Annotated in this window: 18 protein-coding genes; 16 read left to right on the top strand and 2 right to left on the bottom strand. The window is 52.4% G+C overall.

Translation table 11 applies throughout. The features are described 5' to 3' along the window. Positions 1-110: 110 nt before the first annotated feature. The gene (locus tag L855_RS02245; protein ID WP_159783681.1) at positions 111-1,784 is read right to left on the bottom strand and encodes a DUF3352 domain-containing protein; all 1,674 of its coding nucleotides are present in this window, start codon (positions 1,782-1,784) and stop codon (positions 111-113) included. 233 nt (positions 1,785-2,017) lie between these two features. Between L855_RS02245 and L855_RS02240 the strand changes: the two genes are divergently transcribed. From L855_RS02240 to L855_RS02200, 9 genes are all read left to right on the top strand, one after another. Continuing rightward, the gene (locus L855_RS02240) at positions 2,018-4,597 is read left to right on the top strand and encodes a M1 family metallopeptidase (protein WP_159790909.1); all 2,580 of its coding nucleotides are present in this window, start codon (positions 2,018-2,020) and stop codon (positions 4,595-4,597) included. 161 nt (positions 4,598-4,758) lie between these two features. Next, complete coding sequence (locus L855_RS02235; protein ID WP_068788615.1) at positions 4,759-5,070, top strand: nucleotidyltransferase family protein; 312 nt, start codon at positions 4,759-4,761, stop codon at positions 5,068-5,070. After that, positions 5,067-5,408 carry a HepT-like ribonuclease domain-containing protein gene (locus L855_RS02230; protein WP_159783679.1) on the top strand — a complete coding sequence of 114 codons (342 nt, stop codon included), beginning with the start codon at positions 5,067-5,069 and terminating at the stop codon, positions 5,406-5,408. The genes L855_RS02235 and L855_RS02230 overlap by 4 nt, the downstream gene beginning before the upstream one ends. Next, the gene (locus L855_RS02225; RefSeq protein WP_159783677.1) at positions 5,405-5,764 is read left to right on the top strand and encodes a nucleotidyltransferase family protein; all 360 of its coding nucleotides are present in this window, start codon (positions 5,405-5,407) and stop codon (positions 5,762-5,764) included. Before L855_RS02230 ends, L855_RS02225 begins: the two co-directional genes overlap by 4 nt. Before the next feature lie 492 nt (positions 5,765-6,256). Continuing rightward, positions 6,257-8,401 (top strand): HsdM family class I SAM-dependent methyltransferase, encoded by a 2,145-nt coding sequence (locus L855_RS02220; protein ID WP_159783675.1) that lies wholly within the window; start codon positions 6,257-6,259, stop codon positions 8,399-8,401. Then, positions 8,398-9,606: a restriction endonuclease subunit S gene (locus L855_RS02215; protein WP_159783673.1), complete on the top strand. Its 1,209-nt coding sequence runs from the start codon at positions 8,398-8,400 to the stop codon at positions 9,604-9,606. The genes L855_RS02220 and L855_RS02215 overlap by 4 nt, the downstream gene beginning before the upstream one ends. Beyond that, on the top strand, positions 9,603-9,965 hold the full coding sequence (locus L855_RS02210) for a nucleotidyltransferase family protein (RefSeq protein ID WP_159783671.1): 363 nt from the start codon (positions 9,603-9,605) through the stop codon (positions 9,963-9,965). The genes L855_RS02215 and L855_RS02210 overlap by 4 nt, the downstream gene beginning before the upstream one ends. Continuing rightward, positions 9,962-10,291, top strand: a complete 330-nt coding sequence (locus L855_RS02205; protein ID WP_159783669.1) for a HepT-like ribonuclease domain-containing protein — start codon at positions 9,962-9,964, stop codon at positions 10,289-10,291. The genes L855_RS02210 and L855_RS02205 overlap by 4 nt, the downstream gene beginning before the upstream one ends. Before the next feature lie 15 nt (positions 10,292-10,306). After that, complete coding sequence (locus L855_RS02200; RefSeq protein ID WP_159783667.1) at positions 10,307-13,543, top strand: type I restriction endonuclease subunit R; 3,237 nt, start codon at positions 10,307-10,309, stop codon at positions 13,541-13,543. 93 nt (positions 13,544-13,636) lie between these two features. Here L855_RS02200 and L855_RS02195 read toward each other — a convergent pair whose 3' ends face one another. Beyond that, entirely contained in the window at positions 13,637-14,989 is a 1,353-nt protein-coding gene (locus L855_RS02195) for a collagen-like protein (protein WP_192924978.1), read from the bottom strand. A 183-nt stretch (positions 14,990-15,172) separates the two neighbouring features. Here L855_RS02195 and L855_RS02190 point away from each other — a divergent pair, with 183 nt between their 5' ends. The 7 genes from L855_RS02190 to L855_RS02160 all read left to right on the top strand — a co-directional run bounded on the left by L855_RS02190 (position 15,173) and on the right by L855_RS02160 (position 25,665). Beyond that, positions 15,173-15,838: a hypothetical protein gene (locus L855_RS02190; protein ID WP_159783663.1), complete on the top strand. Its 666-nt coding sequence runs from the start codon at positions 15,173-15,175 to the stop codon at positions 15,836-15,838. A 126-nt stretch (positions 15,839-15,964) separates the two neighbouring features. Next, complete coding sequence (gene secA / locus L855_RS02185) at positions 15,965-18,778, top strand: preprotein translocase subunit SecA (RefSeq protein WP_159783661.1); 2,814 nt, start codon at positions 15,965-15,967, stop codon at positions 18,776-18,778. Between the two features lie 8 nt (positions 18,779-18,786). Continuing rightward, positions 18,787-19,368 carry a DUF1131 family protein gene (locus tag L855_RS02180; protein ID WP_159783659.1) on the top strand — a complete coding sequence of 194 codons (582 nt, stop codon included), beginning with the start codon at positions 18,787-18,789 and terminating at the stop codon, positions 19,366-19,368. A 107-nt stretch (positions 19,369-19,475) separates the two neighbouring features. Next, the gene (locus tag L855_RS02175; RefSeq protein WP_159790908.1) at positions 19,476-20,333 is read left to right on the top strand and encodes a Uma2 family endonuclease; all 858 of its coding nucleotides are present in this window, start codon (positions 19,476-19,478) and stop codon (positions 20,331-20,333) included. 39 nt (positions 20,334-20,372) lie between these two features. Beyond that, complete coding sequence (locus L855_RS02170) at positions 20,373-20,870, top strand: ureidoglycolate lyase (protein ID WP_159783657.1); 498 nt, start codon at positions 20,373-20,375, stop codon at positions 20,868-20,870. A gap of 33 nt (positions 20,871-20,903) precedes the next feature. Then, a complete protein-coding gene (locus tag L855_RS02165; RefSeq protein ID WP_159783655.1) occupies positions 20,904-23,045 on the top strand; it encodes a DNA phosphorothioation-associated putative methyltransferase in 2,142 nt (713 codons plus the stop codon). A 298-nt stretch (positions 23,046-23,343) separates the two neighbouring features. Next, complete coding sequence (locus L855_RS02160; RefSeq protein ID WP_159783653.1) at positions 23,344-25,665, top strand: S8 family serine peptidase; 2,322 nt, start codon at positions 23,344-23,346, stop codon at positions 25,663-25,665. Positions 25,666-25,690 lie beyond the last annotated feature (25 nt).

Here is a 25,690-nt window from a genome sequence, read left to right as displayed (position 1 = left end):
AAGTCTGGGCAATCAAGTGGTAGTTTACCTAGGATTGAGTCTTAAGTTTAAGATTGTCTAAGAAATATTAAACTTAAGGGACAATTCGCTTTAAGGTGCCCTGGAACCCTCTATTCCGCGAGGACGAGGGGGATCTGAATATCCACAACAGAGAGTCCATTCTCAGCCGGGGAGGCGGCGATGCCGATGGCCTGTATGGTCTCCAAAAGGATGATGGTCTCGGGGGTTAACAGTTCTTGGGTTTGCAGCATCACTAGGTCCACCGCGTTACGCATCCCCTCCACATTGGCAAAGATGAGGCCGGCGTTGCTTTCTGGGAACTGGTTTCGCAGGTCGGCGAAGGTGGAGTTTTCCGCTAAACTCCTCTGGGGAGGACTGAGAAATAGGTCAATCATGGGACGAGTGACCCCCAAGGCCAACAGATCCGGTTCTAGCCAACTGTAGCCGAGGAGGGTTTCCCCCTGAACGCCGAAAAAGGATAACTTCCATTCCGTGAGGGAACGGCCCTGAATGGAACTAGACTCAACCCGTATGGGTAAGTTTAAGCCCCGTTGAACGAGTCCGCCGAGTTTGGTTAGGGTGTTGTCCAGGGTAGTGCGATCGCTGCTTTCGACAAAGGCCATTCCCCCCACACCGATGGCCGCTGACAGTCCCTGACCGCCGCCGGGGTTAGGAATCACCCCCGCCGCAACGGTTCCATCGAGGGGGGCGAAAATATCGCGATCGAGATCGAAGCCTAACTGGGTGGCCCCACTCCGTAACTCCCCTAATAGCTGTCGTCCACTGGAGGTTTGTTCAATCCAACGAGTCCATTGGGTCCAGGTGCGATCGAGGTGACTCCCTTCGACAACGGCCAGGGTGGTTTCTGGGAAGCGATCGAGACGGGATTGGGACAGGGGTTGCATAGCTGGGGAAAGGGTTGGAGACTCCTCCCCAGCAATTAGGGTACGGGCCTGTAGTCCGATGTCGGTCACTCCAATTCCCGTGACGAGGGCCGTTGGTGAGGGGTCTCGGGAGATATCCCTGGGGGAGGGTTCCCCATCGAGTTGTTGGAGATTCCCCAGATTGCTGATATAGGTCTGAATCAGGGGTTGGTTCACTGGCTGTGATCGCAACAGATCTTGAAGGTGATCCTGCTGGGCCAAGGATGACCCATCTTTGTCGGTATCAATGGCCGCTTTGATGGTCTCGGGAGACTCGGCGATAGCCAGATAGTCCCCTAAAACGGCCAAACTATAGGATTGAGGTTGAGGATTACCGCGAGTCAGGGTGACCGTTGAGATGGTGGTGTTGCGATAGGTTTGTTCCTGAATCTCTTGGCCTTGAGTGCGTCTGACTCGATTGGCAAAGGCCATCGCCTGTAGTTTATCCCGAATCCCCACGATCGCCAGCAAGGACTCTGACCCAGGCTCAGACTCAGACTGGGGGACGAGGGCTAACATCACATTGCCAATCCAGGGTCTCAGGTCCCGATTAAAGTCTAACTGAGTTGCGTCTAGGAGGTCTTGTTGTAACTGGGTGATTTGGCCGTCCATCCAGGTTTGAGCCTCTGGAGTCCCAAAACGCCGTAAGGACTCCCAGGCGGCGGGGTCCATGTCAATATAGGCGGCCATCACCGCGTCATGGGGAACGGTTTGGGCCCCGTCTAGGGGAGTTTGGAGGGGAGTGGGCCGTAGGCGTAACCAGCCATAGGCGATCGCCCCAGTGGCGAGGAGAACCGTGGCGGCGATGGTGATAGGGCCCCGTAGGCGAGGACTGGTTTTAGACTCTTGGGCGTGTTTCATAGGAGACCTCAGGATGGGCGTTGCAAATCGCCGATGGGTTGCATCCCTGACCCCGTTGACGGCGTTAGGGAGGACGCGAATCAGTACACTAAGGACAGGGAGCGATCGCCACCCCCAGGGCCGACGGACCCACGACGGTGTCTGGGAACGACTCACAAGTGGGTTGGGCGATCGCCTCGGTCTACGATAACCTGTTCACTTTCTGCGCCTGACTTCTCTTTCTAATTTGCATGATGTCCAATCTCTATTTTGACTCTAACAGCAACGCCTTCGAACTTCCCGGCGCACGTCCTCATTACATTCCTGATCGTCCGGGACAGGTCGACCATATTTTCCTAGATTTAGTTTTAAACATCCCCAAACAGCGATTTTCTGGAACCTGCCAGATCCAGTTAACCCCCGTACGGGCGGGAATCACTCAGCTACAACTCGATGCGATGCAACTGAACATCAAAGGGGTTGAGGTGAACAACCAGCCTCAAGCCTTCCATGCAGACGGCGAAACCCTCACCATTGAGTTGAGTGACCCCACCAGCCCTGAGACTCCCCTAGTTCTCAAGATTGACTATAGCGTTAAACAACCCCGCCGGGGCTTGTATTTCGTTGCCCCCACGGAGGCGGAACCGGATAAACCCACCCAAGTTTGGACTCAGGGGGAAGATGAAGATTCCCGCTTTTGGTTTCCCTGTTTCGACTATCCCGGACAGTTGGCTACTTCCGAGATTCGTGTGCGGGTTCCCCAAGATTTCCTGGCCATTTCTAATGGAGAACTTCTCAGTCGCCAGGAGGAGGGGGAGGAAGCTATCTATCATTGGAAACAGGCCCAAGTCCATCCCACCTATCTGATGACCCTGGCGGTGGGTCGTTTTGCCGAGATTCGCGACGAGTGGCATGGCAAGCCTATTACCTATTATGTGGAACGCGATCGCGTTGACGATGGCAAACGCACCATGGGTAAAACCCCCCGCATGGTGGAATTTTTTAGTAATGCCTTTGGGTATGACTATCCCTATCCGAAATATGCCCAAGTCTGTGTCGCGGACTTCATTTTTGGGGGCATGGAAAATACCTCGACCACCTTGTTAACTGATCGCTGTCTCCTGGATGAACGGGCGGCGATCGACAATGAACGCAGTGAAAGCCTGGTGGCCCATGAGTTAGCTCACCAATGGTTTGGCGATTTGTTGGTGATTGAACATTGGTCCCAGGCTTGGATTAAGGAAGGGATGGCCTCCTATGCGGAGGTGTTGTGGACGGAATATGAATATGGCCATGATGCTGGGGCCTATTATCTGTTGCAAGAGGCCCGTAGTTATCTCGATGAAGACAAACGCCGCTATCGTCGCCCCATTGTCACCAATGTCTATCGAGAACCGATTGAGTTGTACGATCGCCACCTCTATGAGAAGGGGGCTTGTGTCTATCATATGTTGCGTTGTGAGTTGGGTGAGGCGTTATTCTTTAAGGCGATCGCCCATTTTGTCAATCAGAACGCTCATGCAACGGTGGGAACGGTGGACTTGTTGCGGGCCATTTCTGAGGCTACGGGACGCAATCTACAGGGGTTATTTGACCAATATGTTTTCCGAGGGGGTCATCCTGATTTTGAGGTCAGCTACAGTTGGGACAAAGAGGGCAACATTGCCAAGGTGACGGTGAAGCAAACCCAAGCCAAGGAGGGGAATACGCTGTATGACCGCAATTTGTTTGACCTGAATGTTCCCATCGCCTTTGGCTACGAAGACGACACCGCCCAACGCTTTAACCTGCATCTGTGCGAACCGGAACAGACCTTTTATTTTGGCCTCCCGCAAAAACCCAGTTATGTGACCTTTGATGTGGGCAATACGGTTCTCAAAACCCTGAAACTGAAGTATCCTCTACCCAATCTCATCGCCCAGTTAACCCAAGACGATGATCCCATCTCCCGCATTTATGCCGCCGAAGCCCTGGCCAAAGAGGGCAGTTTGCAGGCAGTGGAAGCCCTAACGAAAGCCCTCAAATGCGAGCCATTTTGGGGGGTACGGGTTGAGATAGCGGGGCAGTTGTCTAAAATAAACCTTGACCAAGCCTTTGACGGCTTACTGGCGGGATTACAGGATGAAAATTCGCGAGTTCGTCGAGCGGTGGTGAATGGCTTGGCGAAGGTGAAAACCCGGGCCAGTTACAAGGCCGTCAAGTCTATCTTGAAACAGGGGGATGCTAGTTATCTCGTGGAAGCCGCCGCCGCCAAAGCCCTCGGGGTGATTGCGGCGAAACTCCCTGACGGGAAACCCAAACCGAAGAAAGCCATTGCGCGTCTGAAAACGGTCTTGGACACTAAAGCCGGTTGGAATGAGGTGGTTCGTTTGGGGGCGATCGCGGGCCTGAGTCAGTTTAAGACGGAGGTGACGGCGTTGGATTTGATTCTCGACTATACCGACGTGCGAGTTCCCCAGTCCTTGCGCTTGGGGGCGATTCGCGCCCTGGGGACGGTGTCAACAGGACAGTCTCCGGCGGATGTTGAGCGTGCGTTGACGCGCTTGGAACAGTTGGCCCGGGAGGATTTCTTTTTAACTCAACGTTCGGTTGTGGTGGCGTTGAAGTCGATGGAAACCTCGGGGGCGATCGCCATTCTACAAGGGATCGCCGAACAAGCCACCGATGGCCGCATTGTTCGGGTGGCCGAGGAGGCGATCGAGGCGGTGGAGAAGACGCTGGGAACGGACAAGGCGGTGACGGGCCTGCGTCGGGAGTTGGAGAAGATGAAGAAACTCAATCGGGATCTTCTCAGTCGTTTGGAGGCGTTGGAGGCGAAATCGGCGAAGTCTTAATGGCCCGGTCATTCTAGATGGCCAATCTCTGTAGGGGCGAACGGCGTTCAATGAGCGATAGTCGAATTGCTGTTCGCCCCTACTCTAGAGAGTTTGGGGAAGTTTGAATAAGGAGTTGAGGGGATGACAATTTCTGAGTTACCGATTTATGAGAGCGAACGATGACACTAACACAAACTGACCTCCAAACCTTGGGGCAACAGTTGACCGAACTGTTGCCCTATCTCCAGCAAACCTACGGTGTAACTCGCCTGGGAATTTTTGGATCTTACCAACGCGGTGAACAAACCCCGAATAGTGACCTAGATATCTTGGTGGAATTTCACCCTGATCGCCGCTTTGGACTTCTGACCTTTTGCCAATTGGAAAACGAACTGAGCGATCGCCTTGGTGTTAAGGTCGATTTGGTGATGAGAGATGGTCTCAAACCTCATGTGGGCGATCGTATTCTCGCGGAAGTGAACTATTTATGAGCCGCGAGATTGCCGAATCCCTACAAGATATTCTCGACAACATCGCTATTGCCCGCCAATTCGTTACAGGACAAACTTTTGAAGGTTTTGAAACCGACACCCGCACCATTTACGCGGTGACTCGCGCAATCGAAATTGTTGGCGAAGCTGCTAAAAATGTTTCTGACGATCTCCGCAATCGCTACCCGAGCGTTCCCTGGCGCAGCATAGCTGGAATGCGAGATAAAATCGTTCATCACTACTTCGGCGTTAACACCCGCGTCCTCTGGGATACCGTCCAAGACGACCTACCAAAACTCGAACCGCTGATCAGCCAAATTTTGCAGGAACTGCAATGACCTCAACTAACTCCAACCTCTCCCAGACTGCGATCGCCCTGCGTCCGAATCTCACGGTCGATCGCCAACAACTCAGGGAACTGTGCGATCGCTGGCAGATTACCCAACTCGAACTCTTCGGTTCTGTCTTGCGCGACGACTTTCGCCCCGATAGCGATATCGATATACTGGTCACTTTTGCTGATACGGCTCGCATCACCTTTTTTGACCTGGACAATATTGAACGACAACTGAGTCTCTTGTTTGAGAATCGCCCCGTTGATCTGGTGACTCGCCGGGCGATCGAACAGAGTCACAACCATCTGCGTCGCGCCGCTATTCTGGGAACGGCTCAACCCTTTTATCGTGAACCATGACTGACCGCGATCGCCCGTCATGACAAGACATCATCAAGTCAGCTAACCTCGCCGCCGATTAGCTCAATCGCAAGACTCCGGCGGATTTCCTCAGTGGGGGCGAAAACTGTTCGCCTGTAAATAAGTTGTAGCGATCGCTTGTTCACGACCTAAATTTTCTAGTACAATGACGCTGTGATTTGGTGCATACCCTGTTATTATCTGTCATGGCTGAGCGGCTGTTTTATCTGAGATTACCCGATGAGGTGTCTGATTGCCTCGAATCTTACACGTAGAAATTACACGTAGGAAACGGAAGCTCGATGTCTGATATCCTGGCTGAAGCCCTAGACCTATAATGCTCAATATCTTTGCTGAGATTCCCTTAGCAAAGCCTTTCACGGATTGAGCGATAGTTAGCCGCGATACAGTTAGACTCAACAGAAAGTAAACTCTCTACCAGAATTTTAAGAGTTTAAGGGTTGCTCATTTGATTTCATTTGCTAGTTCTAAATGCCCGATATTTCTAAGTTAGAAGACTCGTTGTGGGAAGCTGCGGATAACCTGCGGGCGAACTCGAAGCTCAACGCCGCTCAGTACAGTATGCCTGTACTGGGGCTGATTTTTTTGCGACACGCCACAACTCGCTTTGAGAAGGTGAAGGCGGAAATTGAGCCGACATTGCCCAAGAAACGGGGGGCAACTGATGGAACCAAACGCCCGATTCGTCCTAGTGATTTTGGTGGGCGCGGGGCGTTGTATTTGCCGGAAAACGCCCGCTACGACTATTTGTTGAATTTACCGGAAACCGAAGATCTCGGTCAGGCGGTGAGAGGGGCGATGGAGGCGATCGAAGAGATATCGCCATCGCTGGTGGGAGTCTTGCCGAAGGATTATACAGACTTCGAGCCGTCGTTGTTGCAGAAGTTGGTGCGGGTGTTCGACAACGAAGCCTTGAAAACAACGGAAGGGGATGTATTCGGGCGGATTTACGAATATTTCCTTAGTAAGTTCGCGATGACGGGCGCTCAGGAGGGGGGCGAGTTCTTTACGCCGCCGTCCTTGGTGCGAACGATTGTTAATATCATTGAGCCAGAACGCGGTCGGGTGTTCGATCCGGCTTGCGGAAGTGGCGGAATGTTTGTGCAGACAGGGTATTTCGTCGAGCAACTGGGCGCTAAAGCCAGCGAGAAGTTGACGTTTTTGGGGCAGGAGAAGAACGAGGGAAACACGAAACTGGCAAAGATGAACTTGGCGGTTCATGGATTAGAGGGAACCGTTCAAACCGATAATACGTTTTACAATCCCCGACCTGATTTAATCGGCGTTTGTGATTACGTGATGTCGAACCCACCGTTTAATGTGGATGCGGTCGATCCTAATCGCATCGAGAACGACGAGCGTTTGTTTACTCAGAAGAAGATACCGGGGATCGCGGCGAAAACGGGGGCGGTGAGCAATGCTAACTATCTCTGGATTCAGTATTACTACAGCTATTTGAACGAGACGGGACGCGCCGGGTTCGTTATGGCGAGTTCGGCGTCCGATGCGGGACACGGCGAGAAGGAAATCCGCCAGGAGATGGTGGAGACGGGGGCGGTGGATGTCATGGTGGCCATTGGGACCAACTTTTTTTATACGCGATCGCTCCCTTGTACGCTCTGGTTTTTCGATAAGGGGAAACCGGAGACACGGCGCGATACGGTGTTGATGCTGGACGCTCGCAACATTTATCGGGTCATCAGCCGCAAGTTGCGCGATTTCAGCGAGGAACAACTGGCAGGACTGACCGCTATCGCCTGGTTGTATCGCGGCGAAACAGACCGGTATTTGGCGCTGGTGGAGTCTTACTTAGAACGGTTGGATGCTGCCCTGGCGGAAATTTCCCAGGAAACGGAACCTTGGCAGTCTTGGGAGGAGTCGTTAGCGGATCTCTCGGCGCGGTTGGAAACGCTGCTGGAATTGGTGGGAGGCGAGGTACAAACCAGTTTGTTTGACGTGGAATCGGAGAAAGACGATCCGGTGCTGGCGTTGACATCGGAGTTGGAGAGGTTGGCGGCGGCGTGGAAACGCTGCGCGTCGGTGCGAACGGAGGTTAAAGGGGCCATTGCCAACTTGGGAACTCTGGCGGCGGCGACGAATGCGGAACAACAGACAGCGATCGCCTCGGTGGAGCCGATTTTGAAGTCGTTAAAGGGGCTGCGGAAGGCGTTTGATGAGGTGCATCGTTTGCTGGGGCGCAGTTTCGATGTGGCAACGAAGCAGTTGAAGGCGAATAAGCTCAAAGATTGGGATTCGCGAGAGGCGAACGCTCGCCGCAAGCAGTTCGATGTGCTACACGACGAGGTTCGCGGGGTCATGTCGCGGCTGCGCTACTGGTATCAGGCGGCGCTGTGGTTGCTGTCGAAGTTTCCTGATGGGGTGTATGCGGATGTTCCGGGGCTGTGTCGGGTGGTGACGCGAGGGGAAATCGCCGAGCAGGATTTCAGTCTCACGCCGGGGCGTTATGTGGGGGTTGCACCTGTGGAGGATGAGGAGGACGAGGAGGCCTTTGAGGAGCGGATGGAGTCTATCCATCAAGAGTTGAAAGAGTTGAACGCGGCGGCGGTGAAGTTGGCGGCGGATATTCAGTTGAATTTTGAGGAGTTAGTGGGATGAGTGATTTAAAAGTCTTAGACGATCTCTGTGAGTTCATTGTTGATTGTGAGCATAAAACTGCACCAGTACAGGACGAAGGGTATCCCTCAATTCGGACTCCAAATATCGGAAAGGGCAGATTGATTCTCAATGGCGTAAATAGAGTTTCCAAGCAAACGTATATTGAATGGACAAAGAGAGCTATTCCTGAAGCCGGAGATTTAATACTAGCTAGAGAAGCCCCAGTAGGCAATGTTGCGATAGTCCCAGATAACTTAAAGGTTTGTCTAGGACAAAGAACGGTTTTGATTAGACCTTCAAAAGAAAAAGTTCATAGCTTATACCTAACTTATTTTTTGTTAAGCGATGAGATGCAGCACCGTTTGTTGTGTCGTTCCAATGGCTCAACAGTTAGACACTTAAACATGAAGGACATTCGAGGCTTAGAAGTACCTGAGCTTCCTCCACTGTCAACCCAAAAGCGAATCGCGGAAATTTTATCGAACTACGATGATCTCATCGAAAACAACGATCGCCGGATCGCCCTACTCGAAGAAGCCGTGCATCGGCTCTATCGTGAGTGGTTCGTGCGGCTGCGCTTTCCGGGTCACGAGTCGGTGGCGATCGTTGATGGTATCCCGGAAAAATGGAGGAATGCAACTATTAAAGATTTTGGCCAAGTAATTACAGGCAAAACACCATCGAAGAAAAAAGAACAATACTTTGGTGGAGAAATTCCATTCATAAAAACCCCTGACATGCATGGAAATATATTCATTATAGAAACAGAAGATAGTTTAAGTTATGAGGGAGCCAGCACACAAAGAAAACAAGAAATACCGGCCGACTCTATCTTAGTAGCATGTATTGGAGCGAAATCTGGAGTTGTTGCTATTTCATCTAAAAAATCTCATACCAATCAACAAATAAACAGTCTTATCCCCAATAAACTTTTTTATAAGCTCTACTGCTACTATAGTCTTATTCACTTGAAAGATCACCTAAGATCAATCGGCAGTAATGGAGCCACAATGATAAATGTCAATAAAAAGAAATTTTCTAACATACCTTTATTGATGCCTTGTGAAGACGTTTTAGAAAAATTTGCAGGACTTGCAAATCCAAGGTTTGACTTAATTTTAAACCTACAACGACAAAACCAAAAACTAAAAGAAGCCCGCGATGCCCTATTACCCCGCCTGATGAGCGGCGCGATCGAAGTATGACCCCCACAAATTCCAACCTCGACCTTTCCCAAACCACGATCGCCCTACGTCCCAACCTCACCGTCGATCGCCAAAAACTCGTGGAACTGTGCGATCGCTGGCAGATTATCCAACTCGAACTCTTCGGTTCCATCCTCCGCGACGACTTCCGCCCCGACAGCGACATCGATCTTCTCATCACCTGGGACGATCGCAGCCGTTGGACGCTCCTAGACTTTGCCCAAATGCACGAAGATTTCGCGCAACTGTTCGATCGCCGAGTCGATCTCGCCAGCAAACGGGCGATCGAACAAAGCGACAACCCCCTTCGCCGCGCCGCCATCCTCCAATCAACTCAACTGCTCTATCGCAAACCATGACCGATCGCGATCGCCAGTCATTACGCGACCTTATCACCTCTGCCAACCTCGTGGCCGACTACCTCAGCGGCAAAACCCAGACAGATTTCGAGCGAGATCGAATGCTTCAAGATGCGATCGTGCGGCGCATTGAAATCATCGGCGAAGCCGCCACCCGACTGTCACCCAAGGCCCGCAACGCGATCGCAACGGTTCCCTGGAAGCAAATCATCGGCATGAGAAACATCATGATTCACCAATACGATCACGTCGATATTCAGCTAGTTTGGGATACCGCCACCGTCGCCTTACCCCAACTTGTCCGCAGTCTTCAGCCTTACGTTTAACCCAACCGTCGAACCATGAGTGCCGAATATTCCGAAGACATCCTCGTCCAAAAAACCACCGCCAAAAAACTGCACACCCTCGGCTGGACGCCCATTTTCGCCTACAACCACGAAAACTTCGGAGCCGATAGCCTCCTCGGACGCACCAACGACCGAGACATTCTCCTCAAACGCAGTCTCCGCAAGGCCCTAACCCGTCTCAACTCCGGACATCCCGAAAGCGCCTATGAAGACGCGATCGCCCAACTCCAACAAGCCAGCGTCACCAAAACCGCCCGCCAACACAACCAGGACAAATACGAACTCATCCGCGATGGCATTTCCGTTAAATATACCGACGAGAGCGATCGCCCCACAACACAGCGCCTACGCCTCATCGACTACGACAACCCCAACAACAACGAATTCCTCGCCATCCGCGAACTTTGGATACAGGGGCAAACCTACCGCCGCCGTCCCGACATCCTCGGTTACGTGAACGGAATCCCCCTGGTCTTTATCGAACTCAAACGCTCCAACAAAGACATCCGCCTCGCCTACAACAACAACCTCCGCGACTATCTCGACACCATCCCCGAACTGTTCCACTACAACGCGATCGTCCTTCTCAGCAACGGCATCAGCGGCAAAGTCGGCAGCTTCACCAGTCCCTACAACTTCTTCCACGAGTGGAAACGCTTAGAAGAAGGGGAACCGGGGCGCGTGGGTTGGGAAACGATGCTTCTGGGCCTCTGCACCCCCGCCAACCTGCTCGATTTGGTGCAGAACTTCATCCTCTTCGACCAAACCAGCCAACCCACCGCCAAAATTCTGGCCCGTAACCACCAATATCTCGGCGTAAACCGTACCTTTGCTGCGGTGCGCGATCGCCTCGAAAGTCCCAACCCCGATAAACTCGGCGTATTCTGGCATACCCAAGGCAGCGGTAAGTCCTACTCGATGGCGTTTTTGGGTCAAAAAGTCCACCGCCTGTTACGGGGCAGTTATACCTTTGTCATCGTCACCGATCGCGAAGATCTTGACAATCAAATTGCCGGAACCTTTGCCAACCTAGGCGCTAACACCGACAAAACCCAAGCCAGCAGCGGCGCACATCTCACCCAACTCCTGCGGGAAAACCACCACTACGTTTTCACCCTGATTCACAAATTCAACCAACCGGGAACCGTCTATAGCGAGCGAAACGACATTATCGTCATTTGTGACGAAGCCCACCGCACCCAATACGGTCTGCTGGCGGACAATATGCGGGCTGGACTGCCAAACGCCGCCTTCATCGCCTTTACGGGAACGCCGCTGATGAACTCCCCCGAAGACCAGAAAACCCGGCAAACCTTCGGCGACTATATTTCTACCTACAATTTCCAGCGGGCGATCGAAGATGGGGCAACGGTTCCCCTGTACTACGACAACCGAGGCGAAAAACTCACCTTCGAGTACAACGGCGAAATCACATCGGTCTCCAATGACGAAGCCTTCAACTGCAAAATCGCCGAAGAACTGGAACAGTACGGCCTCGACGCTGACGATGAAGCTAGCATCCGCCGCCGCCTGGGAAACGACTATATCATCCTCACTGCCTCAGACCGACTCGATCGCATCGCCGAAGACCTCGTGGCCCACTATCTCCAACGCTGGCAAACGGGAAAAGCCATGCTCGTCTGCCTCGATAAAGTGACCGCCGTTCGGATGCACGGTTTAATCGATAAATACTGGAAACAGGCGATCGCACAACAGCAACAACAGCTCAAACAGGTCCAAGACGAGCAAGAGGCGACGGAACAACAGAAATATCTCGACTGGCTCAGGGAAAGCGAATATCTGGTGGTCATTAGCGAGTCGCAAAACGAAGTCGCCACCTTTCGGGAGTGGGACATCGACATCGAACCCCACCGTCAGGCCATCAAAACGCGATCGATCGATAACGAGTTTCGCGACCCCGACCACCCCTTTCGTCTGGCGATCGTCTGTGCCATGTGGCTGACTGGTTTTGATGTAAAAACCCTCTCAACACTCTACATCGACAAACCCATGCAGGGACATAATCTCATGCAGGCGATCGCCCGTGCCAACCGCGTCGCCGAGGGCAAATGTAACGGTCTCCTCGTCGATTACAACGGTTTGCTGAAAAGCCTACGAGCGGCGCTTTCCAAGTACGCTCAGGGTGAAGCCCCCGTGTCAGAAGTTCCAGACGGCGAGACAGACACCGAGGATAGCAGCCTCTATCCCGACATCGAAACCGAACTCAAGCAATCCTACGAACGTGCGATCGACAACTGCATCAGGCACGTCAACGGTCTTGGTTGCGACTTACAGCAACTCATCGATGCCACAGGATTCGATAAACTGGCTCAACTCGACGAAAATCACGACGGCTCAGTTCTCAACGCCATTTGCAGCAGCGATGAAAGCCGCGCCGAATTTAACGTCCTCGCCCGTCAGGTTTTTCAGATTAAAGAATCTCTCTCGGGCTATGCTGAAATCGCCCGTCCCTACGATAAACCATATCGGGCGATCGATGCCCTCTACAAGCAGCTTCACCAACGCCGCGAAGCGAACATCGATCTCAATCACGTTTTGTTCGAGTTGCAACAGTCCATTGGCGATTCGATTCGCGTCGAACGGGAACGAGAAGCGGGGGCAGATTCCGGGCAACTGTACGATATCAGCAGCATTAACTGGGATTTACTGAAAACTGAATTCGAGCGATCGCCCCGTAAAAATCTTAAAGTTCAAGACCTGAAAACGGCGATCGAACATCAGCTTGATCGAATGTTGCAAGGCAACCGCAGCCAAAAACGCCTCGATCTTTATAACCGTTACCAACAAATTATCCTCGACTACAACCGCGAAACTGATCGAGTGGCGATCGAGCAAACTTTTGAGGCACTGATTGCCCTAGTTCAAGACATTTCAGAAGAAGATAGCCGAGCCATCCGCGAAGGACTTGACAACGAATATCTTGCCATTTTTGACCTACTTTGTGATCAAAAGCAGGATTTAAATCAGCAGGCGATCGCCCGCGTCAAAGCCGTTGCCCGAGAACTTTTAGATTTAGTACAGCAGCGATTATCTGAAATTGAAGGTTGGTCGCAGAAAGACCAGACTCAGGACGAAGTCCGCAGACTCATTTACGATCGCCTTTACAACGAAGAGACGGGTTTACCTGAAGATGATTACGCTGAAGACGAAATCGAGCATTATGCCAATGTTATTTTCTTGCATATTCGCGAACAGTATGGGGCAGCATAATGTTATATCCTACTTGATAACCTCGCTACAGCCCTGACTGTCAGGAAGGGCGGGAAATCCTCTCATGGTCGGGGTTCGGGAGAGTTTCCCCGCTCAATCCAGTTGTCCTTGCCAAAGCACCGTTTGTTCCGCCTCATGGTCTCCCAAACGACGAGTAATCAACAGTTCCACCTCCACCTGGGCCCGAGAGGGGAAATCCCGAGTTTCCAAAGGAAGGCCCGATAAATCCAGGACAAAGCGATTATGCTCTCGGGACACCAGATGAGCCGGAATCTCCCCCTCATAGCGGGTTTGGTAATCCCGAATATGACGGAACCCCACCCGCGACCCCGTCGAGCGAATTTTAACCGCAAATTCACTCTCTAAAATCTCCGATTGTTGCGCCGTATCCACTAGGGCAATCTTGAACTCGCGAGGATTGCGATTCGCATCGGCGATCGCCAACTCGGTAGCTTCCGCTTCCCGCAAAATGGTATCAATCTGATAGGTCGTTAACCCCTCCTCCTCCAAAATGGAACCTTGAACCCAAAGGTCATCAGGAAAACTCGCCTCAATGGTGTCATTCTCCGTTAACGTCAGCCTCACATCGAGATCCGCAAAGTCCGACTGAGGGCGATCGCTCCCCCATGCCAAAGCAACCGATCGCTCCAGACGGTCCACAAATTCCTCATACTCATCCGCCACCACCGATCCCGACGCTAACAAAGACCGGGCCCCACCCCGACGCAACCAGACATTCTTAGATAAGGCCAAGGGGCGATCGAATTCTGACAACCGCAATTGCGCCGTAGGCTGTTCCGGTTCCAGGGGAGTGGTTCCCTCAACAATTCGCAACCGGCCCAGAGTTCCATCCTCCCCCGTGCGGCCATTGCGTCCCCGCCGTCCCGAACTGCCATCAGTACAACGATAGCGGCGATCATTCACCGTCCAACTACGACGACGACAGGAACAGCCCCGGCCGCCATAGCCACCATAGCCACCATAGCCCCCCTCTCCCGGTCGAGCATCGACAAAAATCTCCCGTAACTGCTCTAACTCCTGATAATAGAGTTTCACATCACCGCCATCACCGCCATCGCCCCCATCACCGCCATTCCCCCCATCACCGCCACTGGCCCCGCGCAAATCATGGCTCACCCCACTCGGTTGAGAACAATGTCGCGCATCCTCCCCATGGCCGCCATCACCGCCATCGGTCCCCGAGTACCCCATCAATTGCAGAGACTTGGGCTGGCCATCCACCATCACGGCTTGATTCGGTCCCGACTCCCCAGTCCGTCCCGGACGACCACTAAACCCCCGTCGTCCCGAAGTTCCAAAGGTCCGAGCGGCGATCGCCCCCGTCACCAAAACTGTCCCCAACAGCAGGAAAGATAAGGGATAACGCCACTGTCTAAGTTGCTCTAATGTTCTGCGACCTGTTAAACGTTGATTCAACCGGCTCATAATCATCCTCCAAAGTGTGATCTGCGACAAATCCTGCCTATTGCCTGTTCCCCATTCCCTGTTGCCTGTTGCCTGTTGCCTGTTGCCTATTGCCTTCTTCCCCCCTGTTCCCTGTTCCCTGTTCCCTGTTCCCTTCCCCCCTAAGGTATCATCGGGAGAAACGACCAATAGAGGATCTCATCGATGGGAATTGGAGCAGCCTTTGGCAACGCCTTTCGCCGGGAAAGCATCTTGGCGCGCTATGAACAACATCGTCCCCAGATGAAAACCGGAGATGTGATCGGCTTTTCGGGCAACACTGGCTTCTCCGACGTCATTAAGTGGGGGACAGGTTCCATGTACTCCCATGTAGGAATCGTCCTCACCGCCAGCATGGGGGGAGGCTTCGGCGACAGTGTTCTAGTCGTCGAGGCCACCACCGAAACCAGCCACCAGGTGGCCTCCAAAGGAGGCAAAGAACTCATCAAAGGCGTGCAGATGAACTGGCTTTCCAAACGAACCCTCATGTACGATGGCTCGGTGTGGTGGTTTCCCCTCAAAGAACCCCTATCCCCCGAAGGCCGATCTAAAATGGAAGCCTGGTTACGAGAAACCCATAGTCAGCGTGTCCCTTACGACAATATCCGAGTTGTGGGAGCGGGAATTAAACTCTGGGAACGCTTAGGACTCTCGGCCCCGGAAGACTTGTCACGGCTGTTTTGTTCCGAACTCGTCACCAAGGCCCTGCGTGTTGCCGGTGTCGTTGACCCCAACATTAACCCCTCTCGGCAAACTCCCGCCGATGTGATTAACTTTCCTTGTTTAGATCATCCCGTCCTACTCAAGGGGGATTCCACCCCCGTTCAGTAGTCGGGGTGCAGTGGTAGGATTAACATAAATACAGTGTTTCAATCCATTGACTGAACGCGATGCCGACGCTTTCAACCCCAAGCGTGCGATCGCCAACTCTTGTTATAGACGCTTCCCGCTCCTCCTATGCTTAAACGACTGTTCGGCGACCCCAATACCCGGAAACTCAAGAAAATTGAGCCGCTTGTGGCGGATGTGAAGGTTCTTGAGCCAGATATCCAACCCTTGACTGATGAGGAGTTGGTGGCTAAGACGGCTGAGTTTCGGGAAACGTTGTCCAAGGCGCGATCGCGGGAAGAGGAAGATGAAATCCTCGATGAAATTCTCCCAGAAGCCTTTGCAGTGGTGCGCGAAGCCTCCCGGCGGGTACTGGGAATGCGCCACTTCGATGTGCAAGTTCTGGGGGGAATCGTCCTCCACAGTGGCGAAATTGCCGAAATGAAAACCGGGGAAGGGAAAACCCTCGTCTCCACCCTTCCCGCCTATCTCAACGCCATTAGCGGTAAAGGGGTTCACGTCGTCACCGTCAACGACTACCTGGCCCGCCGAGATGCGGAGTGGATGGGACAAGTTCACCGTTTCCTGGGCCTGTCGGTGGGGCTAATTCAACAGGGAATGACCCCCGATGAACGGCGCAAAAACTATAACTGCGATATCACCTATTGCACTAACTCCGAGTTAGGCTTCGACTATCTGCGGGACAACATGGCCACCTCCATCGAGGAAGTGGTGCAACGGCCCTTTAACTACTGCGTCATCGACGAGGTGGACTCGGTTCTGATTGACGAGGCCCGCACCCCCCTGATTATCTCCGGCCAGGTGGAACGGCCCAGTGAGAAATACCGCCGCGCGGCAGAAGTGGCGGGCCAGTTAGTGCGGGGCACGGAGGACGAACCTCAAGATTATGAAGTTGACGAAAAAGCCCGGAATGTGCTGCTGTCTGACGAAGGTTTTGCTCGGGCGGAAGAACTGCTGGGGATGACGGATTTGTATGACCCGGAAGACCCCTGGGCCCATTATATTTTCAACGCCGTTAAAGCTAAAGAACTCTTTGTTAAGGATGTCAACTACATCATCCGTGATGGCGATGTGGTGATTGTGGATGAGTTCACTGGACGGGTGATGCCGGGACGACGCTGGAGTGATGGACTTCACCAAGCCATTGAAGCCAAAGAACATCTAGAAATTCAGCCGGAAACCCAAACCCTGGCGACCATTACCTATCAAAACTTCTTCTTGCTCTATCCCAAATTAGCCGGGATGACGGGAACGGCGAAAACGGAAGAGTCGGAATTTGAGAAAATCTATAAGTTGCGGGTGACGGTAATTCCCACCAATCGTCCCTTACTGCGGAGAGATTTGGCTGATGTTGTCTATAAGACAGAACCGGCTAAGTGGGAAGCGGTTGCAAAAGAATGTGCCGAGAAACATGAGGCAGGCCGCCCAGTGTTGGTGGGAACCACCAGTGTGGAAAAATCGGAGGTTCTGTCCAAACTGTTGAGTCAGTTACAGGTTCCCCATAATCTCCTCAATGCTAAGCCAGAGAACGTAGAACGGGAATCAGAGATTGTCGCTCAAGCCGGACGAGGTGGGACAGTTACCATTGCCACGAACATGGCGGGACGGGGGACGGACATTATCCTCGGCGGGAACGCGGACTATATGGCCCGTTTGAAGTTGCGGGAGTATTTTATGCCCCGGTTGGTGAAGCCGGAGGATGAAAGCAGTTTTGCCCAACCGAAAGCCTTAGCCAGTCGCAGCCGCAGTAAGGGGAAAGGCTTTGATACAGTGGCTAAACCCAAAACCTGGAAAGCCTCGCCGCAGATTTTCCCGGTGGAACTCACTCCTGAGTTGGAGAAGCAACTTAAGGAGATGGTGGATAACGCGGTGAAGACCTACGGTGAACGGAGTTTACCAGAGTTGGACGCCGAGGAACGCATCGCCATCGCCGCCGAGAAGGCCCCCACGGATGATGAGGTCGTGGCTCAGTTGCGAGAGGTCTATAAGAATCTCTTAAAGCATTATGAGAGTTACACCGAGAAAGAACATGATGCGGTGATTGAACGGGGTGGCTTGCATGTGATTGGTACAGAACGCCACGAGTCTCGCCGGGTGGATAACCAGTTGCGAGGCCGTGCGGGCCGACAAGGTGACCCCGGTTCGACGCGCTTTTTCCTCAGTCTGGAGGATAACTTGTTGCGGATTTTTGGCGGCGATCGCGTGGCCGGCTTAATGAATGCCTTTCGGGTTGAAGAGGATATGCCGATTGAGTCCGGGATGTTGACGCGATCGCTCGAAGGCGCGCAACGGAAGGTCGAAACCTACTATTACGATATCCGTAAGCAGGTGTTTGAGTATGACGAGGTGATGAACAACCAGCGTCGGGCGATTTATGCTGAACGCCGTCGGGTATTGGAAGGGCAAAACCTCAAGCAGCGGGTGATTGAATATGCAGAAATGACGATGGATGACATCGTCGATGCTTACATCAACCCAGAACTGCCTTCAGAGGAATGGAACTTAGATAAGCTGGTGGACAAGGTGAAGCAGTTTGTCTATCTCTTGGAAGAGTTGCAGCCGAGTCAGTTGGAGGATATGGCGGTTGACGAGATTAAAACCTTCCTCCATGAGCAAGTGCATATCGCCTACGACATGAAAGAGTCGCAGGTGGATAAAATCCAGGCGGGGTTAATGCGTCAGGCGGAACGGTTCTTCATTCTGCAACGGATTGACACCCTCTGGCGGGAACACTTGCAACAGATGGATGCGTTGCGTGAGTCGGTCAGTCTGCGGGGTTATGGTCAGAAAGACCCGCTGATTGAGTATAAGAGTGAGGGCTATGAGCTGTTCTTAGAGATGATGATTGATATCCGCCGTGATGTCGTTTACTCTCTGTTCCAGTTCCAGCCTCAAGTTCAGCAAACAACGGTGAATAGTTGAGGTCACTGATGATTCCAGGGAAACATCTGGCGACGGTCCTGGCCCTGCTGCTGGGGTTCGGCTGTGGTGGGCCCTCGCAGGGTGAGGCGACTCAACCCACGCCGACGAGTCCTGGGGAGGTGTTGGTGCAAACCCCATCCCCCCAGTTGACGAATGCTGGTTGGGGAGAAATTTCTGGGGATACGCCGTTTGAGGGCGATCGCATTCAGGATAAATTGAGCCAGTATCGGGTGGAAACTGGGGTCATCTCCCGTGAGGGACTGTCCTACCCGGTGATTGAGGTCTTTGAGGGGGACACTCGGGTGGCGCAACTCGACCCAAAAGACCCCAATCGTCCTGAGGAGGGGATTCTCCGCATCACCCTTGAGGACTCTTCGATCGCCGGGCCCGACGGGGTGCGGGTGGGGATGACTTGGGGAGAAACTCCTGGCCGGGAGCAATTCAACTGTTTCTCCGGTGAAGGTCCTACGACGGGGTATCTGATTTGTACTCCCCCCAATGCGCCCCAACTACAATATCTTTACCGTCTAACGGGGGGTGAGGTGGGCGATCGCACTCCCATCGATCGCCTCATCTGGCTGAACATTTAAGGCGGTTTACCGGTTGAGGCCAGGGCCGACACAACCGTAGGCCTGCTCATGGTCTCAGGTCTTCGATGATAGAATCAAATAACTACTGCGATGAACTCCTTTCAACCATGACCATCGCCAAATCCTCACAACCGGATCTAAAGACCCTACCGGATCATACCCAACTCCCTGATTCTGATGGAACCTTTGTGAAAAACTTTCAGGAGCATCCCCAAAGTATCGTCCTGACGGATTCCCTGCAACCCATCTTAGAGCGGCTACATCCGGATCAACACTATGCCATTGGTCAAGATTGTGGCATTTATTGGCGCATCACAGACCCTCCAGAACGGGGAGCCGAATGTCTGGACTGGTTTTATGTTCCCAATGTGCCACCCACCCTTGAAGGACAGTTACGGCGTTCTTATGTGTTGTGGCAAGAGTGGATTCCCCCCTTAATTGCCCTTGAGTTTGTCTCGGGAGATGGCTCTGAGGAACGTGATCGCACTCCCCTGGATCGCACATCAGAAACCCGTCAAAAACCCGGCAAGTTCTGGGTCTATGAACAGATTATTCGCCCTGCCTTTTATGGAATTTACGAGGTTCAGAACGCCCAAGTTGAGGTCTATCACTTAGTTGAAAACCGCTATGAACTCGTCAGTGCCAATGAACGGGGTCATTATTCAATTCCACAACTGGGGGTTGAGTTGGGGATTTGGCAAGGACGCTATGGCAACATGGTCTTACCCTGGCTACGGTGGTGGGATAGTCAGGGAAATTTGCTATTGACGGGGGATGAACGGGCCAAACGAGCGGAATTGGCCTTAGAAGAGGAACGCCAACGGGGAGAACAACGGGAACAGGAATTACAGGAGGAACGCCAACGAGCAGAACAACGGGAACAGGAATTACAGGAGGAACGCCAACGAGCAGAACGACTGGCGCAGTTGTTGCGATCGCAGGGCATCAACCCTGACGAGTTATGATGGGGGGCGATCGCGCTGTAAACACCCCCAATTACACCGATGCTGACCCAGCTTCGAGAACTCCACCCCGAACCCATTACCGCCGAGAGTTTTGCCCCCTATGGCCAACTGATTACCCCTCAAGAGGATGGCAAACCCTTTGACGCGCAAGATGCCCAGTTAGAGTTAAACCAGGGACAACCTCGCTTCTATCTGATGCGACTGCATTATCGCGGCGATCGCTTCCACCAAATTACTCGTCATGAGCGTTGCAGCCAATGTTTAGGGTCCTTACAGGGACAAAACTGGTATTTGGCGGTGGCCCCTCCCACTCAGGGCAACTGCCCCGATGCAACGCGCCTCAAAGCCTTTCACATCCCCGGAACCTGTTTCGTGAAGCTGCATCGCGGAACCTGGCACGCTGGCCCCTATTTTGAGGCGGAAACGGTCGATTTCTATAATCTGGAACTGACGGATACCAATGTGACAGATCACCTCAGTTACGATTATCTTGAGAAGGATGGAGTCGAGTTTTCCATCATCCCCAAACCGGACTAATCTCCATCCGCTCACCCCTCACCCCTCCTGGTCATGACTCCCCCAGCCACCGTCTCTGATTCCCTACAAGCTCTCATTGACATGGCCCGAGAGGTGGGACTGTTGGTGTCAACGCCGCAAGATGGAACGGAACTCCTCGAACAACTCCCCCATGAGGAGATGGTGAGCGCCTGTCACGAGAGTCGCGTCGGGAAACTTCTCCCCCGCGCCTTCTATGTCCATCGCAGTGCGCTGGAGAGTCTTCCCCTTCCCCTGCGCCTCTATGAAGCTTACGCCGCCACAGAAGTTGAACAACTCGAACAGACTACCCTCGTCAAGTTCTCTCTGACGCATCCACAACTGTCTTATCTGTCTTATCCTGACTTTGATGCCAATCCGCATCCGGCCTTGGTGCAAAGTATCCTGGTGAACTTACAACAGAAAACTGTCAGTCAACGCAACTACCACAGTTCAGAAAATCCCCCGATTCTGCATCGCAAGGAAACTTTTGTACAAGAGAATTATCCCGGTTATGAGCAGTTTGTTACCTTAACCCAGCAAGAGGAACAGTTAGGCCTACTCGACAATACCCGCCATATTGGCACTCGGGCAAATTGGCAACGCTATTTGCAAGATATGGGGGTCGAGATTCAGGGACATCAGTTAATCCGCCGAGAAACCCATAACCCCCTGAAAGCAAGCATTGAACGTCACCGCGCAGCGATGGTGCGCCATGATTTGTCTCGTCCGATTAAGTTAGCATTGGAGGCGGGATTGTTAACCCCTGAAACGTCCACTTTTGACTATGGATGTGGCTATGGTGGGGATGTAAAGCGGCTCAATGAACGGGGGATTGTAACTCAGGGATGGGACCCTTATTATCAACCGGATACGCCCTTAGAACCGGCTGGGTTTGTGAATTTGGGCTATGTGATTAATGTCATTGAAGATCCCCAGGAACGCCGGGAAGCCTTGCAGAACGCTTGGCAGTTAACCCAAGATGTATTGCTGGTGTCGGCTCAGGTGTTGGTGGGCGATCGCGATGAGGGAGAATTGGTCTATGGCGATGGAGTGGTCACCCAGCGGGGAACCTTTCAGAAATATTATGAACAGGAGGAGTTAAAGGCTTATATTGACGGGGTGTTGGGGGTGGATTCCCTACCGTTGGGGTTGGGGGTGTATGGGGTGTTTCGTAATTTGGAACAGCGCGAGGCCTTTCGGGTGTCTCGCTTGCGTTCTCGCACTCAAACCCCTCGGGTGCGAGTGTCGGTGCAGCGGTTTGAGGAGTATCAGGAGGCGTTACAGCCGCTGATGCAGTTTTTTGGCGATCGCGGCCGCCTTCCCAAACCCACGGAGTTACCCGAAGAAGCGGATATTGTGGATATCTTTGGCAGTGTCCGTCGTGCCTTTCGCGTGGTGCTGCAAGCGACCGATGAGGCGGAGTGGGAGGAGATTTGTGAACGTCGCCGCCAAGAACTCTTGATTTATTTAGCTCTAACCGCTTTGGGCGATCGCCCCCGTTTTAGCGATTTAGATTTAGCCATTCAATATGACATTCGCGCCTTTTTTGGGAATTATAAACAGGCATTAATGGCAGCAGATTTAATGTTATATGGTTTAGGGAGCTTAGAACGGTTGGGTAAGTTGTGCGATCGCAGTGAAATTGGGCAGCGATCGTCCCGAGGCCTACTCGTCCATGCCAGCGCCTTCGACGAACTCGATCCCCTATTACGTCTTTATGAAGGCTGTGCCAGCCAAACTATCGGCAGAATGGACGACACAACCCTGATCCAATTTCACACCCAACGCCCCAAAATTTCCTATTTCTACTGCCCTGACTTTGATGCCAAGGCACATCCCATCATCAAAACCATCATGCAAATTGACCTGCAAGACCTGCGGGTTCGTCGCTACGAGTACGAGTTATTTGAAAACCCCTTTATTCTGCATAAAAAAGAAGAATTAGTAACCCCAGACTATCCTAACTATGACCGCTTCCGTCGGCTCACGCAACAAGAACAAAAATGGGGACTCCTCGATAACCCAGAAGCGATTAGACGATATAGACCCTGGTTAAAGTGCCTCCAAGACCATGGGGCCGAGGTGCGGGGACATCGAGTCTACTGGCGTAAAGATGTTGACCCCTATCAAAAACGAGTCATCGAAGCCCAGAAAAAAAGCAAATTGAAGCTTTAGTTTAGCAATGACTTATTTGTCAAGACTTTTTCTGTTAAGATTCATGCGATTTTGTTAATAAAAAAAGTCTTGACGACAGCAATCGCAGAGATTAGGATTATGGCAGAAGTTGGCTGAAAATAACGATACATCACAGAAAGCCAGTCATCCTGTGAGGGAGTTACTTACGCTCACCTTTTAGGGTATTCCTTTTTTTTTGGACTTTGCCCAGGAGAAATCCCCGACCCATTTATTCCTCAGGTGTCTGAACCATGACACCTCAATTGTCCCGTGTTCGTTTAGAATTTCGATCAACATCATGACATCATTACCGAACGATCCCTTCTTTGGACTACAGTGGTATCTCTACAACACCGGCCAAGACGGTCGAACCCCTCGAATCGACCTAAACCTTATCGATGAAGATCCTAATACCTTTAATGTTTGGGATGACTACAGCGGTCGAGGCGTGACCATTGCCATCATTGACGATGGTGTTGAGGCAACCCACGAGGATTTGGCTGCCAACTACAATAGCCAGCCTCTGGGTCTCATTCCCCCCTACGATCCTGATGAGGGCCGTCCTTTAAACCCGGAGGACGACCATGGCACCAACGTAGCCGGTATTATTGCTGGGGTTGCCAACAATAACACCGGGATAACAGGGATTGCCTTCAACTCACAAATTACAGGATTTCGCTATGACGATATAACTTTAGAAGATGCAAGTATCATTGCCCGCCAAGCTGCCTTTGATATTTCTAATAATAGCTGGGGTGGAAGCAATGCCTTTGACGGCAACTTTGCGACTGATCCCCAGTTTGCCGAGGCATTGGAAACAGCAGTCAGCACCGGACGAAATGGACTAGGAACCGTTTTTGTCTGGGCGGCTGGTAATGAGCGGCTTGAAGGACTCCGCAGTGACTATGAAAATGCTGCCAACTCCCGTTACACTATCGCAGTTGCAGCCATGGATGGCAATGGCATTCACGCGCCTTACAGCAATCTTGGAAGCAGCCTATTGGTATCCGCCTTTGGGGATGGTGATGACGAACGGGAGATTCCCGCAAGTATTGTCACCACAGACCTCATGGGAGACGCTGGAGGTAACCCGCCCCAGGATGAAAGTACTCAAGACTTAGAGAACGTCAACTACACGCGCCTATTCAATGGCACCTCCTCATCTACTCCCATGGTATCCGGGGTGGTTGCCCTGATGCTAGAGGCCAACCCACAACTGGGTTATCGAGATGTTCAAACTATTCTCGCCCATTCCGCTCGCCAGACAGACCCGAATAATAGTGCTTGGCAGTTCAATGGAGCAACCACCTGGAACGGAGGTGGACTCCATGTAAATCCTAACTATGGCTTTGGTTTAGTCGATGCCCATGGGGCTGTTCGTTTAGCAGAAACCTGGACTGGCCAACGCACTCATGGCAATGAACAGGTGGTTCAGGGAACTTCAGCCCCTAACGTAGTCCTTCCAGATGTGGGAGCCGCCACTGATAGCATCACAATCCCCGTCGGGGTCAATCTGAACTACACGGAAATTACTCTGAATCTTACTCATGGGGCTTTAGAGAACCTAGTCATCGACCTCACCTCTCCCGCTGGCACTCAAAGCACCCTTTTTGACGGACCTGGATTAAAAGAAGTCAATTTGGGGGAGGATGAGGACGGCATCCAACGTCTAGTCGATTTTGCTGATTTCCGTAAAAGTCCCGAGGATTTCACCGACGATCCTGATTTTCTCGCACTTGGGGAGTTTTACCAAAAAGGGATAGACTTCACCTTTTCGAGTAGCTTTAACTGGGCAGAAACGGGGCAGGGGGAATGGACTTTGACCATCACCGATACTCAGCCCGGAGAGATGGGTACCCTGAATGGCTGGGATTTGCGACTGTACGGAGATGAGGTGACCACTGACAACACCTACATCTATACCCAGGAGTATGGCACTGTTAATGACTCTGAGCGCCAAGTGCTGCGAGATACCCAAGGCAGCAACACCATTAACGCGGCAGCCATTCGGTCTGATAGTTTTCTTGACCTCAATCCTGGAACCTCGAGTACCCTGGCTGGCCAACCCCTTCTCCTAGATGGAGAAACGCTGATTATTGATGCTTTCACAGGAGATGGTCATGACACCCTGGTGGGCAATGATGCTAACAACCGTCTGAATGGAGGACGGGGGAATGATATTATCGCGGCTCGTATGGGCGATGATGTAATTACAGCAGATCGGGGCAATAACCTGGTTTTCGGCAATGAGGGCAATGATACGCTTCTGGGGGGAGATGGGGATGATACCCTCTTCGGCGGTCAGGGTAATGATATTCTCATCGGTGGTGAGGGTAATGATATTCTCTCGGGAGATCTCGGGGATGACACCCTCACCGGCGGCGGCGGAAACGATATTTTCGTTATTCGCGCGGATGGAGGACAAGCACTAATTACTGATTTCAGCGTGGGGAGCGATCGCATTGGACTGTCCCATGGTCTAACTTTAGAAGCCTTAACCCTGGCACAGGCTGGCGGTGACGCTTTGATTCGTCAAGGGGACAATACGCTGGCTATTCTCAATAATGTAGACTCAGCTAGTTTAACCCCTGAAAGTTTCCTGGAGATCAGTTTCACCTAAAGACTCAGTTACCAGAGGCTGACCT

This window comes from Sodalinema gerasimenkoae IPPAS B-353, assembly GCF_009846485.1.
In the GTDB taxonomy this organism is placed as follows: domain Bacteria; phylum Cyanobacteriota; class Cyanobacteriia; order Cyanobacteriales; family Geitlerinemataceae; genus Sodalinema; species Sodalinema gerasimenkoae.
The sequence above is the reverse complement of the archived record's forward strand: the minus strand, read 5'-3'. Positions and strand labels throughout refer to the sequence as shown.

Bases quoted from the DNA above. Each gene is read 5' to 3' on its own strand.
- L855_RS02245 (WP_159783681.1), bottom strand. From the start codon at position 1,784: ATGAAACACGCCCAAGAGTCTAAAACCAGTCCTCGCCTACGGGGCCCT.
- L855_RS02240 (WP_159790909.1), top strand. From the start codon at position 2,018: ATGTCCAATCTCTATTTTGACTCTAACAGCAACGCCTTCGAACTTCCC.
- L855_RS02235 (WP_068788615.1), top strand. From the start codon at position 4,759: ATGACACTAACACAAACTGACCTCCAAACCTTGGGGCAACAGTTGACC.
- L855_RS02230 (WP_159783679.1), top strand. From the start codon at position 5,067: ATGAGCCGCGAGATTGCCGAATCCCTACAAGATATTCTCGACAACATC.
- L855_RS02225 (WP_159783677.1), top strand. From the start codon at position 5,405: ATGACCTCAACTAACTCCAACCTCTCCCAGACTGCGATCGCCCTGCGT.
- L855_RS02220 (WP_159783675.1), top strand. From the start codon at position 6,257: ATGCCCGATATTTCTAAGTTAGAAGACTCGTTGTGGGAAGCTGCGGAT.
- L855_RS02215 (WP_159783673.1), top strand. From the start codon at position 8,398: ATGAGTGATTTAAAAGTCTTAGACGATCTCTGTGAGTTCATTGTTGAT.
- L855_RS02210 (WP_159783671.1), top strand. From the start codon at position 9,603: ATGACCCCCACAAATTCCAACCTCGACCTTTCCCAAACCACGATCGCC.
- L855_RS02205 (WP_159783669.1), top strand. From the start codon at position 9,962: ATGACCGATCGCGATCGCCAGTCATTACGCGACCTTATCACCTCTGCC.
- L855_RS02200 (WP_159783667.1), top strand. From the start codon at position 10,307: ATGAGTGCCGAATATTCCGAAGACATCCTCGTCCAAAAAACCACCGCC.
- L855_RS02195 (WP_192924978.1), bottom strand. From the start codon at position 14,989: ATGAGCCGGTTGAATCAACGTTTAACAGGTCGCAGAACATTAGAGCAA.
- L855_RS02190 (WP_159783663.1), top strand. From the start codon at position 15,173: ATGGGAATTGGAGCAGCCTTTGGCAACGCCTTTCGCCGGGAAAGCATC.
- secA (WP_159783661.1), top strand. From the start codon at position 15,965: ATGCTTAAACGACTGTTCGGCGACCCCAATACCCGGAAACTCAAGAAA.
- L855_RS02180 (WP_159783659.1), top strand. From the start codon at position 18,787: ATGATTCCAGGGAAACATCTGGCGACGGTCCTGGCCCTGCTGCTGGGG.
- L855_RS02175 (WP_159790908.1), top strand. From the start codon at position 19,476: ATGACCATCGCCAAATCCTCACAACCGGATCTAAAGACCCTACCGGAT.
- L855_RS02170 (WP_159783657.1), top strand. From the start codon at position 20,373: ATGCTGACCCAGCTTCGAGAACTCCACCCCGAACCCATTACCGCCGAG.
- L855_RS02165 (WP_159783655.1), top strand. From the start codon at position 20,904: ATGACTCCCCCAGCCACCGTCTCTGATTCCCTACAAGCTCTCATTGAC.
- L855_RS02160 (WP_159783653.1), top strand. From the start codon at position 23,344: ATGACATCATTACCGAACGATCCCTTCTTTGGACTACAGTGGTATCTC.